13 protein-coding genes are annotated in these 14781 nt (G+C 67.6%); 8 read left to right on the plus strand and 5 right to left on the minus strand.

Features of this window, described 5'->3' with window-relative positions:
• Positions 1-16 precede the first annotated feature (16 nt).
• The 3 genes from J2W36_RS12265 to J2W36_RS12275 all read right to left on the minus strand — a co-directional run bounded on the left by J2W36_RS12265 (position 17) and on the right by J2W36_RS12275 (position 2757).
• Positions 17-1462: a sensor histidine kinase gene (locus J2W36_RS12265; RefSeq protein WP_307690017.1), complete on the minus strand. Its 1446-nt coding sequence runs from the start codon at positions 1460-1462 to the stop codon at positions 17-19.
• Positions 1463-1468: 6 nt separating this feature from the next.
• Positions 1469-2143 (minus strand): response regulator, encoded by a 675-nt coding sequence (locus J2W36_RS12270; protein WP_307690018.1) that lies wholly within the window; start codon positions 2141-2143, stop codon positions 1469-1471.
• Positions 2144-2262: 119 nt separating this feature from the next.
• The gene (locus J2W36_RS12275) at positions 2263-2757 is read right to left on the minus strand and encodes an Lrp/AsnC family transcriptional regulator (RefSeq protein WP_307690019.1); all 495 of its coding nucleotides are present in this window, start codon (positions 2755-2757) and stop codon (positions 2263-2265) included.
• A 64-nt stretch (positions 2758-2821) separates the two neighbouring features.
• Here J2W36_RS12275 and ilvB point away from each other — a divergent pair, with 64 nt between their 5' ends.
• Positions 2822-4660, plus strand: coding sequence for a biosynthetic-type acetolactate synthase large subunit (ilvB, locus tag J2W36_RS12280; RefSeq protein ID WP_307690020.1), 1839 nt, complete (start codon positions 2822-2824; stop codon positions 4658-4660).
• On the opposite strand, the gene J2W36_RS12285 is transcribed toward ilvB, so the two are convergent.
• Entirely contained in the window at positions 4648-5130 is a 483-nt protein-coding gene (locus J2W36_RS12285) for a MarR family winged helix-turn-helix transcriptional regulator (RefSeq protein WP_307690021.1), read from the minus strand. The two genes, ilvB and J2W36_RS12285, sit on opposite strands and share 13 nt — an antisense overlap.
• A gap of 144 nt (positions 5131-5274) precedes the next feature.
• Here J2W36_RS12285 and recA point away from each other — a divergent pair, with 144 nt between their 5' ends.
• The 4 genes from recA (at position 5275) to scpC (ending at position 9468) form a co-directional block, all read left to right on the plus strand.
• Positions 5275-6399 (plus strand): recombinase RecA, encoded by a 1125-nt coding sequence (gene recA / locus J2W36_RS12290; RefSeq protein ID WP_307690022.1) that lies wholly within the window; start codon positions 5275-5277, stop codon positions 6397-6399.
• Positions 6399-6863 carry a recombination regulator RecX gene (gene recX, locus J2W36_RS12295; RefSeq protein ID WP_307690023.1) on the plus strand — a complete coding sequence of 155 codons (465 nt, stop codon included), beginning with the start codon at positions 6399-6401 and terminating at the stop codon, positions 6861-6863. Before recA ends, recX begins: the two co-directional genes overlap by 1 nt.
• A 113-nt stretch (positions 6864-6976) precedes the next feature.
• Positions 6977-7927: a bestrophin family protein gene (locus J2W36_RS12300; RefSeq protein ID WP_307690024.1), complete on the plus strand. Its 951-nt coding sequence runs from the start codon at positions 6977-6979 to the stop codon at positions 7925-7927.
• A gap of 44 nt (positions 7928-7971) precedes the next feature.
• A complete protein-coding gene (gene scpC / locus J2W36_RS12305; RefSeq protein WP_307690025.1) occupies positions 7972-9468 on the plus strand; it encodes a succinyl-CoA:acetate CoA-transferase ScpC in 1497 nt (498 codons plus the stop codon).
• A 61-nt stretch (positions 9469-9529) separates the two neighbouring features.
• Here the strand turns inward: scpC and J2W36_RS12310 are convergent, their stop codons facing one another.
• The gene (locus J2W36_RS12310) at positions 9530-11656 is read right to left on the minus strand and encodes an ankyrin repeat domain-containing protein (RefSeq protein WP_307690026.1); all 2127 of its coding nucleotides are present in this window, start codon (positions 11654-11656) and stop codon (positions 9530-9532) included.
• A 136-nt stretch (positions 11657-11792) separates the two neighbouring features.
• Between J2W36_RS12310 and J2W36_RS12315 the strand changes: the two genes are divergently transcribed.
• The 3 genes from J2W36_RS12315 to J2W36_RS12325 all read left to right on the plus strand — a co-directional run bounded on the left by J2W36_RS12315 (position 11793) and on the right by J2W36_RS12325 (position 14774).
• The gene (locus J2W36_RS12315) at positions 11793-12590 is read left to right on the plus strand and encodes a tRNA-uridine aminocarboxypropyltransferase (RefSeq protein WP_307690027.1); all 798 of its coding nucleotides are present in this window, start codon (positions 11793-11795) and stop codon (positions 12588-12590) included.
• Positions 12591-12843: 253 nt separating this feature from the next.
• Entirely contained in the window at positions 12844-13824 is a 981-nt protein-coding gene (locus J2W36_RS12320) for a MurR/RpiR family transcriptional regulator (protein WP_307690028.1), read from the plus strand.
• Positions 13825-13832: 8 nt separating this feature from the next.
• The gene (locus J2W36_RS12325; protein ID WP_307690029.1) at positions 13833-14774 is read left to right on the plus strand and encodes an isoaspartyl peptidase/L-asparaginase family protein; all 942 of its coding nucleotides are present in this window, start codon (positions 13833-13835) and stop codon (positions 14772-14774) included.
• Positions 14775-14781: the final 7 nt, after the last annotated feature.

Consider the following 14781-nt stretch of genomic DNA (forward strand, 5'->3'; position numbering starts at 1 on the left):
ACCAAGGCGCAACGCCCTAATTCGTCCCCAGATCGAAGCGCACGCTGAAGCGCGAGCCCGGCGGGTGCTGGCCCGGATGCGCATCCTCATGCTGGACGGTCGCGTGGTGCTGGCGTGCGATCTCCCGCACGATCGGCAGGCCCAGCCCGGAGCCATCGGCCTCGTTACCCAGCACGCGATAGAAGGGCTCGAACACCAGTTCGCGGTCCGCCTCGGCAATGCCCGGACCGTTGTCCTCCACCTGCAGGACGGCGATGTGGCCGAAAGGGTCGGCCAGCAGGCGCGCGGTGATCACCCCCGGGTGCGTGGGCGTCGAGGGCGTGTAGTTGATGGCGTTGTCCACGAGGTTGCGCACCATCTCCTTGAGCAGCGTCGGGTTGCCGTGCATCAGCGTGCCGGGCGCGCCGGGCTGGGCGCCGTCGTAGCCCAGGTCGATGCGCTTTTCGATGGCGCGCGGCACCGCCTCGCGCACCGCTTCCATGGTCAGCCGCGCCAGGTCGCAGGACTGGCGGCCCACGCCCACCTTGGTGCCGCTGCCCTCGGCCCGCGCGAGCGACAGCAACTGGTTGACGGTGTGCGTGGCGCGCACGCTGGCCCGGCCGATCTGCTTGAGCGACTGCTTCAGGTCCTCGGCGCTCGCGCCTTGCCGCTGGGCCAGGTCGGCCTGCATGCGCAGCCCGGCCAGCGGCGTCTTGAGCTGGTGCGCGGCGTCGGCGAGAAAGCGCTTCTGTGTGGCCATGGAGTCGTGCAGCTTCTGCAGCAGTTCATTGACCGACGACACCAGCGGCGCCACCTCCAGCGGCACCGTCGATTCGTCGAGCGGGCTCAGGTCGTCGGGCCGGCGCTCGCGGATGCGTGCCTCCACCACCGACAACGGCTTGATGCCGCGCACCAGCGCCAGCCAGATCAGCAGCACGGCCAGCGGGAGGATGGCGAACTGCGGCAGCAGCACGCCCTTGATGATCTCGGTGGCCAGGATCGACTGCTTGGTGCGCGTTTCGGCCACCTGCACCAGCGCGGGCCGGCCGTCGGGCGTGTCGGAGGGCACCCACAGCGTGGCGACGCGCACGGCGCGCCCGCGCATGGCCGCGTCGTGCAGGTAGACCACGCCCGGCACGGGTGGCTCGTCTGCCTGCGGCGGCGGCACGTCGCGCTCGCCGCTGAGCAACGCGCCCTGGCCGTCGAGCACCTGGTAGTAAACGCGGTCGGACTCGTCGCCGCGAAGGATTTCGCGCGCGGGCTGCGGCAGCAGGAACTGCAGGCGCCCGTTCTGCACCGTGACCAGCCGGGCCAGTGTCTGCACGTTGTATTCGAGCGCCCGGTCGTAGGGCGCATTGGCAATGCCTTGAGCCACCAGCCACGTCACGCCGATGCTCACCGGCACCAGCAGCAGCAGCGGCGTGAGCATCCAGTCGAGGATCTCTCCGAACAGGGAGCGCTGCGCGCGCTGGAAAAGTTTCAAGGCCGTTCAGCCCGGGATCTTTTCCAGGCAATAGCCCAGCCCGCGCACGGTGGCGATGCGCACCGGGCCCTTCTCGATCTTCTTGCGCAGGCGGTGGATGTAGACCTCGATCGCGTTGATGCTGACCTCCTCGCCCCATTCGCACAGGCGCTCGACCAGCTGGTCCTTGCTCACCAGCCGCCCGGCACGCTGCAGCAGCACTTCGAGCAGACCGAGTTCGCGCGCCGACAGCTCGACCATCTTGCCGTCGACCGTGGCCACGCGGCCAGCCTGGTCGTAGACCAGCGGGCCGTGCTTGATCGCGTTGCTGGTGGCGCCCATGCCGCGGCGCGTGAGCGCGCGCACGCGGGCTTCGAGCTCCTGCAGCGAGAAGGGCTTGGCCATGTAATCGTCGGCGCCATAGTCCAGGCCCTTGACGCGCTCTTCCACGCTGTCGGCTGCCGTCAGCACCAGCACCGGCAGCTGGGAGCCGCGCGCGCGCAGGCGCCGCAGGATCTCCAGGCCGTGCATGTTGGGCAGGCCCAGATCGAGAATGAGCAGGTCGAACTCATTGTTCATCATCAGCGCTGCATCGGCCTGCGATCCGGTGGCCACGCGATCGACCGCCGCCCCCGAGGTGCGCAGGCTGCGCAGCAGTGCGTCGGCGAGCACCTGGTCATCTTCGGCTATCAGGATTCTCATGGCTGCTCCTTGGGTGCCGGGGCGTGACCGCACCGGTCAGGTCGGGCGGATTCTAGGGATCAAGTGCGGTCTTGCGCCCTGTGGATTACGCGCACGGCCCGCAGCGCGTGAGGCCGTTTCTACAGCAGTGGCACGCTCGCTTCCTTGAGCACGCGCAGAACAAAGTGCGATTGGCTGTGGCGGATGCCAGGAATCTTGTAGAGCTTCTCGCGCAGCAGGCGCTCGTAGTCGCGGGTGTCGCGCACGGCGATGCGGATGTAGTAGTCGTAGTCGCCCGAGACCAGGTAGGCCTCCTGCACCTCGGGAATGGTGGCGAGCACGCGGCCGAACTCGTAGAGCGTCTCGTCGGTGTGGCTCTCCAGTGTGAGCTGCACGATCACCGAGTCGTGGTAGCCCAGCTTGTCGGCATCGACGTCGACCGTGTAGCGCTTGATCACGCCCTGTGCCTCCAGCTTCTTGATGCGGCTCCAGCAGGTGGTGGGCGACAGGCCGACCTGGCTGCCGATGTCCTGCAGCGTCTGGCGCGAGTCGGCCAGCAACAGCCGCAGGATGGCCATGTCGGTCTTGTCAAAAAATTCTTCGCGTTCTTCCGACTTGAGGCGATTGTTTTTCATGAATAAGGGCAAATGAGTCCAAAGAATGAAGCAAATTCTGCGCGTGAACCGGAAGAATCACCGCATGAATCAAGTTTCCGCACCCCCTTCTGAACTTTCGCTGCCCCCTGTGGCCTCGCCGACGCGCTTGCGCAACGGCGCCCAGGCGCTGCTCGACACGTTGGTCGAATGCGGGGTGGACACGCTGTTCGGCTATCCCGGGGGCGCCGCGCTGCCGCTCTACGACGCGCTGCACGGTGAGCCTCGGCTGCGCCACGTGCTGGTGCGCCACGAACAGGCCGCCGTGCACGCAGCAGAAGGCTATGCGCGCAGCACCGGCCGCGTCGGCGTGGTGCTCGTCACGTCGGGGCCGGGCGTGGGAAACACCATCACCGGCCTGCTCGACGCCATCAGCGATTCGGTGCCGGTGCTGTGCATCAGCGGCCAGGTCGCCACCGCCGGCATCGGCACGCAGGCCTTTCAGGAGAGCGACGCGCTGGGCATGTCGCGCTCCGTGACCAAGTGGAACCACCAGCCGCGCCGCCCCGACGACATCCCGGACGCCGTGCGCCGTGCCCTGGAGATCGCCGCCGCCGGCCGGCCCGGCCCGGTGCTGCTCGACGTGCCCAAGGATGTGCAGCTGGCCGTGCTGGGACGGGTGGCCGCCGCCGCGCCGCGTCGTGCGCTGCGTGAGACGCTCAACGGCGCGCGCAAGCTGCCCCCGCGCAACACGTTGCAGCGCGCCGCCGACCTGCTGTCGACCGCGCGCCGGCCGGTGCTCTACGGCGGCGGCGGTCTGGTCAATGCCGGACCGCACGCCTGTGCGGCCTTTGTGCAGCTCGCGCGCCGCCTGCAGGCACCCGTCACGCTCACGCTCATGGGCCTGGGCGCTTTTCCGGGCAGCGACCCGCAGTTCCTCGGCATGCTCGGGATGCACGGCATGCTGGAGGCCAACCTGGCCATGCACGAAGCCGACCTGGTGGTCTGCGTGGGCGCGCGCTTCGACGACCGCGTGACCGGCAAGCTCGACGAGTTCTGTCCGCACGCACGCAAGATCCACATCGACATCGACCCTGGCAGCATCAACCGCGTGGTGCAGGTCGACGTGCCCATGGTGGGCGATTGCGGCGCCGTGCTCGATGCGCTGCTCGCGCTGCCCGAACTCGGTGATGCCGACGATGCGCTCGGGGCCTCCGAGCGGCTGGCGCCCTGGTGGCAGCGCATCGCGCGCTGGCGTGCCGAGCGCTGCCTGGCCTTCGCGCCGCGTGCCGACGCCATCCTGCCGCAGCAACTGATGACGGCGCTGCAGCGCCAGCTCGACGGACGCGACGCCATCGTCTCGACCGATGTCGGGCAGCACCAGATGTGGGCCGCGCAGTACCTGCGCTTCGAACGGCCGCGCCGCTGGCTCACGTCGGGCGGCGCCGGCACCATGGGCTACGGTCTGCCGGCGGCCATCGGTGCCCAGGTGGCGCATCCGCAGGCGCTCACCGTCTGCGTGAGCGGCGACGCCTCGGTGCTCATGAATATCCAGGAACTGTCGACCGCCATGCAGCATCGCACGCCCGTCAAGCTGGTGCTGTCGAACAACGGCTACATGGGCATGGTGCGCCAATGGCAGGAGCTCAACCACGGCAACCGCCTGAGTCACAGCTGGAACGAGGCGCTGCCCGACTTCGTGGCGCTGGCCCGGGCCTTTGGCTGGGGTGCGCGCCGCGTGGCCGATCCGGGCGAACTCGACGCTGCGCTGGCCGAATGCCTGGCGTACCCCGGCCCCTTTTTCCTCGACGTGCAGGTGGTCGCCCAGGAAAACTGTTTTCCGATGATGCCTTCGGGCGTCGGGCATCACCGTGTGATGCTGGGCAAGGACCGCTGGTACGAGGACGGCGCGGGCGCGGCGGCCTCAGGGGCTCAGGTCGCGTAGGCCTCCAGCCCCAGCATCACGACCGTTGCCACGTCCTTGCCCACGCTGGCGCGGAACTCGGCTTCGGCCTGTGCCACGGCGCGCCGGAAGGCGTCGAGCCAGGCCAGGCCGTCGGCGGTGAAAAGCACGCGGCGCGCCCGCGCATCGTGCGGGTCGGCCCCGCGCGTGACCAGGCCCCAGGCCTCGCACTGGTCGACCAGTGCGCCCATGGCCTGCTTCGTCATGCCCGCACGCTCGGCCATGTCGGTGAGCCGCGAGCCGCCGCGCGCCAGGTGGCGCGTGATGTGGATGTGCGCGGCGCTCACCTGCGCGCGGGCAGCCAGGTTGGACAACGCCAGCGGCACTTCGGCGTCGTGCGCCATGAGTGCGAGCACCCGCTCGTCGAAGCGCCGCATCGCATGGCCGAGGAGGCGACCCAGATGGGTCTGGCGCCAGGCGTCGGGGTCGCTGGCGAAGGGCATGTCGGTCATGGTGCAAATAGTAAAGCAAACTGACCAAAAAATGGGTTTACTTCATCAGACCCATCGCTACACTACTGTTCAAGCATCCAGCCTGTGGTTAAAAGCAGCGAGGATGGCATCCCACACCACCGTTGATATTCAAGGAGTTTTCTCATGGACGCACTCGTCAAGGGCACCAGCATCTCGGTCGCAGGCAGCGAAAAAGCCAAGGCCCTGCAGGCCGCACTCGCGCAAATCGAAAAGCAGTTCGGCAAGGGCACGATCATGCGGCTGGGCGAAGGCGAGGCGCTGGAAGACGTGCAGGTCGTCTCGACCGGCTCGTTGGGCCTGGACATCGCATTGGGCGTCGGCGGCCTGCCGCGCGGCCGCGTCATCGAGATCTACGGCCCGGAATCGTCGGGCAAGACCACGCTCACGCTGCAGGTCATCGCCGAAATGCAGAAGCAGGCCGGCACCTGCGCCTTCGTCGACGCCGAGCACGCGCTCGACGTGCAGTACGCCCAGAAGCTCGGCGTCAACCTGTCCGACCTGCTGATCAGCCAGCCGGACACGGGTGAGCAGGCTCTGGAAATCGTCGACTCGCTGGTGCGCTCGGGCGCCGTCGACCTGATCGTGGTCGACTCGGTGGCCGCGTTGACGCCCAAGGCCGAAATCGAAGGCGAAATGGGCGATTCGCTGCCCGGCCTGCAGGCCCGCCTGATGAGCCAGGCGCTGCGCAAGCTCACCGCCACCATCAAGAAGACCAACTGCATGGTCATCTTCATCAACCAGATCCGCATGAAGATCGGCGTGATGTTCGGTTCGCCCGAAACCACCACCGGCGGCAATGCGCTCAAGTTCTACGCCTCGGTGCGCCTGGACATCCGCCGCATCGGCACCATCAAGAAGGGCGACGAGGCGATCGGCAACGAGACCAAGGTCAAGGTGGTGAAGAACAAGGTGTCGCCGCCGTTCAAGACCGCCGAGTTCGACATCCTGTTCGGCGAGGGCATCAGCCGCGAGGGCGAGATCATCGACATGGGCGTGGTCGCCAAGATCGTCGACAAGTCGGGCGCCTGGTACGCCTACAACGGCGAGAAGATCGGGCAGGGCCGCGACAACGCACGCGAATTCCTGCGCGAGAACCCGACGCTGTCGCGTGAAATCGAGAACAAGGTGCGCGAGTCGCTGGGCATCCCGCTGCTCGCCGCCGAAGCCGGCTCGGCGGAAGCCAAGGCCGAGAGCGACGCCAAGACCAAGGCCGATGCCAAGGCGGCCAAGCTGGCAGCCAAGGAATAATGGGTTTTGCCGCGCCCTCGCTCAAGGGCCGCGCACTGCGGCTTCTGAGCCAGCGCGAGCATTCGCGCACCGAGCTCGAACGCAAGCTGGCGAAGTACGAGGAGGTGCCCGGCACCCTGGCCGCGGCGCTCGACGAACTCGCCGCGAAAGACTTCATCAGCGAGGCGCGCGTGGTTCAGTCGGTGGTGCACCAGCGCGCGCCGCGCATGGGCGCGGCAAGGGTGCGGCAAGAACTCCAGCACAAGGGGATTGCGCCTGAAGCCATTGCCCAAGCAGTGGCCGGCCTTCGGGAAAGCGAAACGTCGCGTGCCTTCGAGGTGTGGCGCCGCCGCTTCGAGGTGCCGCCGCAGGACGCGAAGGAGCGCGCCAGGCAGATGCGCTTCCTGATGGCGCGTGGCTTTTCCGGCGCGGTCGTGGCGAAGGTGCTGCGGATGGACCCCACGGAGCCTGACGCGTTCAGCTGAGCGCGCCCCGCTGCGCCCCCTTCGGCACCCCCTGCGGCGCCTTGGAGGACAATGGTGGCTGCCGTCCTGCTCAGCGCCGCCCCCCGCTCCATGCCTCCTCGACCCCGCTTCCCATGATCGTCCGGAATCGCCCTTCCGGGCTGAAGATGTTTCTTCTCTGGCGCGGCTCGATCCTGTGGCGCATCGGCCCCGCGCTGCTGGTCAACCTCATCGTCGCCATCCTCGTGACCCTGGCCCACGGCCACCTGGGGCAGTTCAAGATCCCGATCGGCACCGTGCCCTTCACCCTCATTGGCCTCCCGTTGGCTATTTTCCTGGGCTTTCGCAACAGTGCCGCCTACGATCGATTCTGGGAGGCGCGCAAGCTCTGGGGCGAAGTGGTGCTGCGCTCGCGCAATCTGGCGCGGCAGTGCCAGAGCCTGATCGACGGCGACGGGCCGGCGCGCCTGGAAGGCCCGGGTTCAGGTGGCCTGGACGACCTGCGCGTGCGCATGACCCTGCGCGCCGCGGCCTTCGCGCATGCGCTGCGGCATCAACTGCGCGGCAGCGATCCGATGACCGACGTGCAGCGCTTTCTGCGCGAACCTGAACGGCAGGCTATGCGCGCCTTCTCCAACCGACCGCACTTCCTGATGCTGCGCATGGGCGATGACCTGCAAGAGGCGCTGCGCGGCCGCCGCATCGACCCCTGCGTCGCGGTGGCGATCGATGGGACGCTGTCCGCCCTGAGCGGCGCGGCCGCGGCGTGCGAGCGTATCCGCGGTACGCCCATCCCCTTCTCGTACACGTTGCTGCTGCATCGCACCGCGTACCTGTATTGCTACCTGTTGCCCTTCGGTCTGATCGACTCGATCGGCTTCATGACGCCCTTCGTGACGTTGATCATCGCGTACACCTTCTTCGGCCTCGACGCGCTGGGCGACGAGATCGAGGAGCCTTTCGGCATCGAACCCAACGACCTCCCGCTCGAGGCGATTTGCCGCACGCTGGAAATCGACCTGCTCGAGACGGTCGGCGCACCCGCGCCGCCGCCGCTGCGGCCGGTCGACTACCGGCTGCAATGAGCCCCGCGTTTTTTCCTTCCCCTGCCCATCCACGAGAGCCCGCCATGTCCTACGAAAGCCGCATCCGCCTGCCCGAATTGCTGAACCGCGTCACCAGCGCGGACGCCGCCGCCGGATGGATCCGCGACGGCATGGTCGTCGGCATGAGCGGCTTCACCCGCGCAGGCGATGCCAAGGCCGTGCCGCTGGCCCTGGCCGAACGCGCCCGGCGCGAGCCGCTGAAGATCACGCTGATGACGGGTGCCTCGCTGGGCAGCGACATCGACCGCACGCTGGCCGAGGCCGGCGCCATCGCGCGACGCATGCCCTTCCAGGCCGACCCGACGCTGCGCGCCGCGATCAACCGCGGCGAGGTGATGTTCATCGACCACCACCTGTCGGAGACGGTCGAACTGCTGCGCACCCGGCAGATACCGCCCATCGACATCGCGGTGATCGAGGCGGTGGCCATCACCGAAACCGGGGCCATCGTGCCGACCACCTCCATCGGCAACAGCGCGAGCTTCGCGATCCTGGCGGACAAGGTCATCGTCGAGATCAACATGACGCAATCGGCGGCGCTGGAAGGCCTGCACGACATCTTCATTCCCAAGCACCGCCCCCAGCGCGAGCCGATGCCGCTGATGACGCCGTACGACCGCATCGGCACCACCGCCATCGAGATCCCGCCGGAGAAGATCGTCGCCATCGTCATCACCGACAAGGCCGACAGCACCTCGAACGTGCTGCCTGCGGATGCCGAGACGGCGGCCATCGCCGGGCATCTGGTCGAATTCTTCGAGCGCGAGGTCGCGCAGGGCCGGCTCACCGAGCGGCTGCTGCCGCTGCAGGCGGGCATCGGCACCGTCGCCAATGCGGTGATGTCAGGGCTGGGCGCCGGGCCGTTCCGGCACCTGAGCATGTATTCGGAGGTGCTGCAGGACTCGACCTTCGACCTGTTCGATGCCGGCAAGCTCGACTTCGCGTCGGGCTCGTCGATCACGCTGTCGCCGGCGCGCGCCGCGCAGGTCTTCGGCAACCTCGATGCGTACAAGGACCGGCTGGTGCTGCGCACGCAGGAGGTCAGCAACCACCCGGAGATCATCCGCCGGCTCGGTATCATCGCGCTCAACACGGCGCTCGAGGCCGACATCTACGGCAACGTCAATTCGACGCACGTGCTGGGCACGCACATGATGAACGGCATCGGTGGCTCGGGCGACTTCGCGCGCAACGCCTACCTGTCGATCTTCGCGACCAAGTCGGTGGCCAAGGGCGGCGCGGTGTCGAGCATCGTGCCGATGGTCTCGCACGTGGACCATATCCCGCAGGACGTGGACATCCTGGTCACCGAAGTCGGGCTGGCCGACCTGCGCGGCCTGGCACCGCGCGAGCGGGCGCACGCCATCATCGAGAACTGCACGGCCCAGCCCTACCGCGACATGCTGCGCGCGTACTATGAAGAGGCCGTCGCCACGCGTGGCGGGCAGACGCCGCATGTGCTGGAGAAGGCGCTGTCCTGGCACCTGCGCTACCGGGACACGGGCACCATGCTCGGCTGACACTCCGGCTCGAGCGTGATCCGATGGGCCCGGCTCGGGCCTTGCAGGTCTGCCGTGCGTCTCACTGCAACAGCGTGCGCACCTTTCTCAGCGAGCCTGCAAGCAGGTCGACCGGGCGCTTTCCCTCGTTGTCCTGGATGTTCTTGTCTGCACCTCTGACCAGGACGATGTCGTAGTTGGGCACGCTCTCGTCATCGCTCTCCCGCTCGGCGGCGTAGTGCAGCATGGTGCGGCCTTGGTCGTCGCGGGCGTTGATGTCGATTCCCAAGCCGAGGAGGAAATCGAGAAAGGCGACTTCCTGCGGAAACGACCGGCGCGGTAGCCAGTGATAGCGGGTCAGGTTGTGCAGCAGCGTCTGCCTGCCCGGCTCCAGCGCCACCGGGTCGAGCCCCTTGGCCATGATCAACCGAAAGACGTCCTCTTGCGAGCAATAGGCCAGGGTCGAACGTCCGTTGCCATCGGCAAGAGTCGCGTCTGCACCCAGTTCGAGCAGGGCCAGGATGGCGCTGTCGCCGCTGAGCGAGCGAGACAGCAGCGCCGCCTGGAGCGGCGTGTACTTCGTCCCTTGCTCGCCGTTCGGCGGGAGGGCCCGGGCATTGACCTCGGCGCCGCCGGCAACGAGCACGCGCACCTTGTCGCCTGTGTTGGCCGAGTGCAACGGCATGCGACCGTGGGCGTCGCGGACATTCGGATTGGCGCCATGTGCGAGCAGCACCCTTGCCGTGGCGCTACCGCCCCAGCCGAGCATCGTGACGCCGTTGTCCCAGGGCGCGTCCGGGTCGGCGCCGGCACTCAACAACGCCTCCAGCATGCTCAGGTAGTCCGCCTGGCTGATGTGGGCCTTGAGCTGCTTGTCGAGTTCCTTGGGGGGCTCCTTGGCGTACGCCTCGAGGGCGCGCTTGGCATCCCGATACCGCTGGCGGGTCTGTTCGTCCTTGGCTTGATCGATCAATGTGTCGAGCCGCGACAGATCGCCAAAGCTGTAGCGCTTGAGCAGTCGTTGCCTGTACTGCTCGCGGGTCATCGAGGCGATCTCTGCGCGCGTGACGACCAGATCGTGCAGCGGCCAATAGCGCTGGTGCTTCCAGCCGTTCACGCGTGCGCCGTTCGCCACGAGCCAGCGCACGGTGCCAAGCGCGCTTTCCTTGACCGCTGCGTTGAGCGGCAGCAGCCGTGTATTCAGTGTCGCACCCGCCTGGAGCAGGCGCTCGATCATGGCTGTGTTGTCGTGGCGTGTGGCGTAAGTGATGGCTGTGAAAAACTCCTGCTCGCTTGCCGTCTCGTCCAGCAGCCAATCGCTGCTCGGTACGCAGTCCGGGGTGGCACCGGCGCGCAGCGCTGCATCGACGCCGGTGAGCGAATTGGCGCGCGCTGCACTGAGCAGCGCACGATCCGCACCCGTTCTTTCCACCACCGCCAGCGGTGGCTCATCGGGGCCGACATTCTTCGGATCGCGCTCCAGCCACGCGATCCACCCCTTGGCGCCGTCGCTGCCGGCGTCGAGGTAGAACGTATCGCCTTTCACGCCATTGCCAAAGCGCATCCATGAAGCCCATTCGGTGCCAGCAAGGCCGAGCTGCGACATCTGCGTGATGAACGTGAAGAAGTCCGGCGCGAGCGCCAGGCCATGGAGCATCTCCAGTTCGTGCGAGAAGTAGCGCACCGGCTGTTTCGCGGGGTCGGGCTGGGTCGCATCGATCGTCAACCAGTCGCCATTGACGAGGTTGTAGAAGGCGAACTGATGCTCCCACATGTCCGGCCGGTTGGGGGCTTCGGACAGGTCCTTGCCCGCCAGGTCCTTTTTCCATTCCAGGAAGATCGGCATTGCCATATCGTCGATATGCGCCAGGCTCCACACCGCATCGCGGTTGAAGCTCATGTTGGGCATTTCGTCTTTTTCCATCGACCGAAGATGGGACGGCACATGCCAGCCGAAGGCCACCTCGGCAGACAGCTGCGTCAGCACACTGCGCAGCTGCGCCGGAATGGCCATGCGATGGCGCTGCTCGACGGCGGCGACCTGGCTTTCGGTGGCCGCAGGCGCCGTGTGCAGCGGTGTCACCTCCCAGCCGCGTTGGCGGGCAATGCCTTGCATCCATCGCCAACGGGATTGCCATTGTGTCCAGCGTGCCTGCATCTGAGGGTCTTCTTTGGTGCAGGCACCCAGCAAGGTCGACGAAGCCAGCATGATCAGTCCTGCTTCGATAAATTGGCGCCGCAGGGTCATGCTGAGGGGGAGGTCATTGCGTGCGAGAGGGTTCCGTTTCCAGGTCTTCTGGCCTGCGCCCAGATTACCGGATCGCGCGCTGCCCGAGAATCCCCGGATGCCTCACGCCGTCGCCTTGCTGCGCGCCGCACGCCTTGCGCGCAGCGGCAATCCCTTTCTCGCCCATGGCGGCTTCAAACGCGAGCGTTGCGAGGGCTGCAGGCTGGCGCCGAGCCATTGCATGTGTGCCCTGCACCCGAGCATGGACACGCGCGCCGGCGTGTGCCTGCTCATGTCGTACAAGGAGCCGCTCAAGCCCAGCAACACTGGCTGGCTGATCGCCGATGTGGTGGCCGACACCTTTGCCTTTGGCTGGGCACGCACCGAGACTGATCCTGCGCTGCTCGCCCTGCTGAGCGATCCGCAGTGGCAGCCCTTCGTGGTGTTCCCGGGGCAGTACGCGGCGCCCGAGCGGGTGGTGGTGCATGCCGTGCCTCCGCCAGCGCCCTGGGGTGAAGGAACCGGAAGGCGCCCGCTGTTCATCCTGCTTGACGGGACCTGGGCCGAGGCCCGCAAGATGTTCGGAAGAAGCCCGTACCTCGACGCCTTGCCGGTGCTCAGCCTGCAGCCCGACCAGGTCTCCCAATACCAGCTGCGCCGCTCCGGCCGCGGCGACCATTTCTGCACCAGCGAGGTGGCTGCACTGTGCATGGATCTGGCGGGCGAGCATCGCACTGCGCAGACCTTGGACGCCTACCTGTCGGTCTTCACTCACCACTACCTGTGCGCGAAAAATCAGCAGCCCGTTGAATGGGAGGGCGTCGCGTACAGCAGGCTGCGGGCTGCGCTCGCCAGACCTGAGCGGCCGGGAAGCCAACTCAGGCCGCCGCCTGCAACCGACGGACTTCCTGCTTGAGGAACGCCAGGAAAGGCGCTTGAGCGACGCCGACAGGTGCGCAGGACAGCGAGTGTCGTCAAGCGGGTGATGCCCGTTCTGGTGAAGTCTCCCGGTTGGGCACGTAGTCCCGGAACGACACGGAGCTCCAGCGATCAGAAAAGGTGGTCTGAAATTTGCTTGCGCGATCAGAAATGACCAAAAATTTTCTTTGTGGCGGTATATTTGTAATCAAATTTACTTTTTTGCCCACGAAGCGTGCATTCACGACGGCATGACCTCGATTTCCTCGACCCTTGGCACCACGGTGGCGCAGCGTATCGCGCAGGCGTTGCCGCGCCTGACGCGTTCGCACCGGCAGGTGGCTGACTACGTGCTCACGCACCCGCTGCAGGTGGCTACGCTGCCGATCGACGAGCTGGCCGAAGTGGCGGGTGTGTCGGTGGCCACGGCCAACCGCTTCGCCCGGGCGTTGGGATTCGAGGGGTACGCGAGCTTTCGCGGTGAGCTGGTGCGCGGCTTCGAGCCGCTGATTGCGCCGGTCGAGCAGCTGCGCGGCAATCTCGCGCAGCCTTCCACCGTGGCGGAGGTTTTCGCCACCGCGCTGGAAGAGAGCCATCGGAACATCGAGGCCACGCGTCGCACGCTGGACTACGGTTCCTGCGAGCGCGCCGTGCAGTACATCCTGGATGCGCGCACCGTGTTCATCGCCGGATACGGTGCCAGCGCCCATCTGGCCGGCCTCCTGCACCATGGCCTGGATGCCTACTGCGCCGATTTGCGCCTGCTGCCGACCGTCAGCGGTGCGACACATGGCGCGCGGTCGCTCTCGCGCGGCACGCCCGGCGACCTGCTGGTGGCGATCGGCTTTCCGCGCTATCTGACCGACACCGTGACGCTCGCCGGCATTGCCCGTGCCCACGGCGTGCCGGTGCTGGTGCTGACCGACCGCCCCAGCTCGCCGCTCGCGCCGCTGGCCGATGTCGTGCTCTACGCGCAGGCCGAGACCCGCTACCGCCCCAACTGCGAGACCAGCGTGCTGGCGCTGATCGAGGCGCTCTCCAGCGCCGTCGCGCTGCGCACGCCCGGCGCCTTCCAGCTCGCCGGCAAGGTGGTCGAGTCGGTGGTGCCCTGGCTGCACGGCGCGCAGGGCCTGCGCACCGCGGCAACCGCTGAAACCGTGGCGGCCCCAACGCCTGTACCGCCTGTCCCTGAATCCGAAGCCGGCGCGGTCATTGCGCGGGCGGCCACCTGACACACACCATGAACGTCATTCCCGTGATCGCCATCCACGGCGGCGCCGGCACCATTGCCGCCGTCCCTCCCGGTTCCCTGGCCGCGCAGCCTTACCACGATGCGCTGCACGCGATCGTCAGCGCTGCACAGGCGCTGCTGCTGGGCGGCGGCAAGGCACTCGACGCGGTCACGCTGGCCGTGGAGATGTTGGAGGACTGCCCGCTCTTCAACGCGGGCCACGGCGCGGTGTTCACCCACGACGAGACCCACGAGCTCGACGCCGCCGTGATGGACGGCGCCGACCTGCGCGCCGGCGCGGTGGCCGGCGTCAGCCACATCCGCCGTCCGGTGCGCGCCGCCCGTGCCGTGATGCAGGACGGCACGCATGTGCTGCTCGCCGGTATGGGCGCCGAAGCCTTCGCGCGCGAGCAGGGGCTGGAGATGGTCGACCCGTCGTACTTCTCCACCGAGGCGCGGCGCCAGCAGCTGCGCCATGCGCGTTCGGCCGACCGCGTGGCGCTCGACCACGACGGCGCACCGCTGGTCGAAGGCAGCAAGTTCGGCACCGTGGGCGCGGTGGCGCTCGACATGCACGGCCATCTGGCGGCGGCTACGTCCACCGGCGGCATGACCAACAAGCGCGTCGGGCGTATCGGCGATTCGCCGCTGATCGGCGCGGGCACCTATGCCGACGACCGCAGCGCGGCTGTTTCCTGCACCGGCAGCGGCGAGATGTTCATGCGCGCCGTGGCGGCTTACGACATCTGCGCGCGCATGCGCTACGCCGGCGCATCGCTGCAGCAGGCCGCCGATGCCATGGTGCACGAGACGCTGCCCGCCATCGGCGGGCGGGGCGGACTGATCGCGGTCGACCGGCTGGGCAATGTCTGCCTGCCTTTCAACACCGAGGGCATGTACCGCGCCCATGCCCGCGGCGCCGAAGCGCCGCACACCGCCGTTCACCGCTGAATCGGGT

Origin of the sequence: Variovorax ginsengisoli, from assembly GCF_030811835.1 — a bacterium.
GTDB classification, from domain to species: Bacteria; Pseudomonadota; Gammaproteobacteria; order Burkholderiales; family Burkholderiaceae_C; genus Variovorax; species Variovorax ginsengisoli_C.

Bases quoted from the DNA above. Each gene is read 5' to 3' on its own strand.
- J2W36_RS12270 (WP_307690018.1), bottom strand. From the start codon at position 2,143: ATGAGAATCCTGATAGCCGAAGATGACCAGGTGCTCGCCGACGCACTG.
- J2W36_RS12275 (WP_307690019.1), bottom strand. From the start codon at position 2,757: ATGAAAAACAATCGCCTCAAGTCGGAAGAACGCGAAGAATTTTTTGAC.
- ilvB (WP_307690020.1), top strand. From the start codon at position 2,822: ATGAATCAAGTTTCCGCACCCCCTTCTGAACTTTCGCTGCCCCCTGTG.
- J2W36_RS12285 (WP_307690021.1), bottom strand. From the start codon at position 5,130: ATGACCGACATGCCCTTCGCCAGCGACCCCGACGCCTGGCGCCAGACC.
- recA (WP_307690022.1), top strand. From the start codon at position 5,275: ATGGACGCACTCGTCAAGGGCACCAGCATCTCGGTCGCAGGCAGCGAA.
- recX (WP_307690023.1), top strand. From the start codon at position 6,399: ATGGGTTTTGCCGCGCCCTCGCTCAAGGGCCGCGCACTGCGGCTTCTG.
- J2W36_RS12300 (WP_307690024.1), top strand. From the start codon at position 6,977: ATGATCGTCCGGAATCGCCCTTCCGGGCTGAAGATGTTTCTTCTCTGG.
- scpC (WP_307690025.1), top strand. From the start codon at position 7,972: ATGTCCTACGAAAGCCGCATCCGCCTGCCCGAATTGCTGAACCGCGTC.
- J2W36_RS12310 (WP_307690026.1), bottom strand. From the start codon at position 11,656: ATGCTGGCTTCGTCGACCTTGCTGGGTGCCTGCACCAAAGAAGACCCT.
- J2W36_RS12315 (WP_307690027.1), top strand. From the start codon at position 11,793: ATGCCTCACGCCGTCGCCTTGCTGCGCGCCGCACGCCTTGCGCGCAGC.
- J2W36_RS12320 (WP_307690028.1), top strand. From the start codon at position 12,844: ATGACCTCGATTTCCTCGACCCTTGGCACCACGGTGGCGCAGCGTATC.
- J2W36_RS12325 (WP_307690029.1), top strand. From the start codon at position 13,833: ATGAACGTCATTCCCGTGATCGCCATCCACGGCGGCGCCGGCACCATT.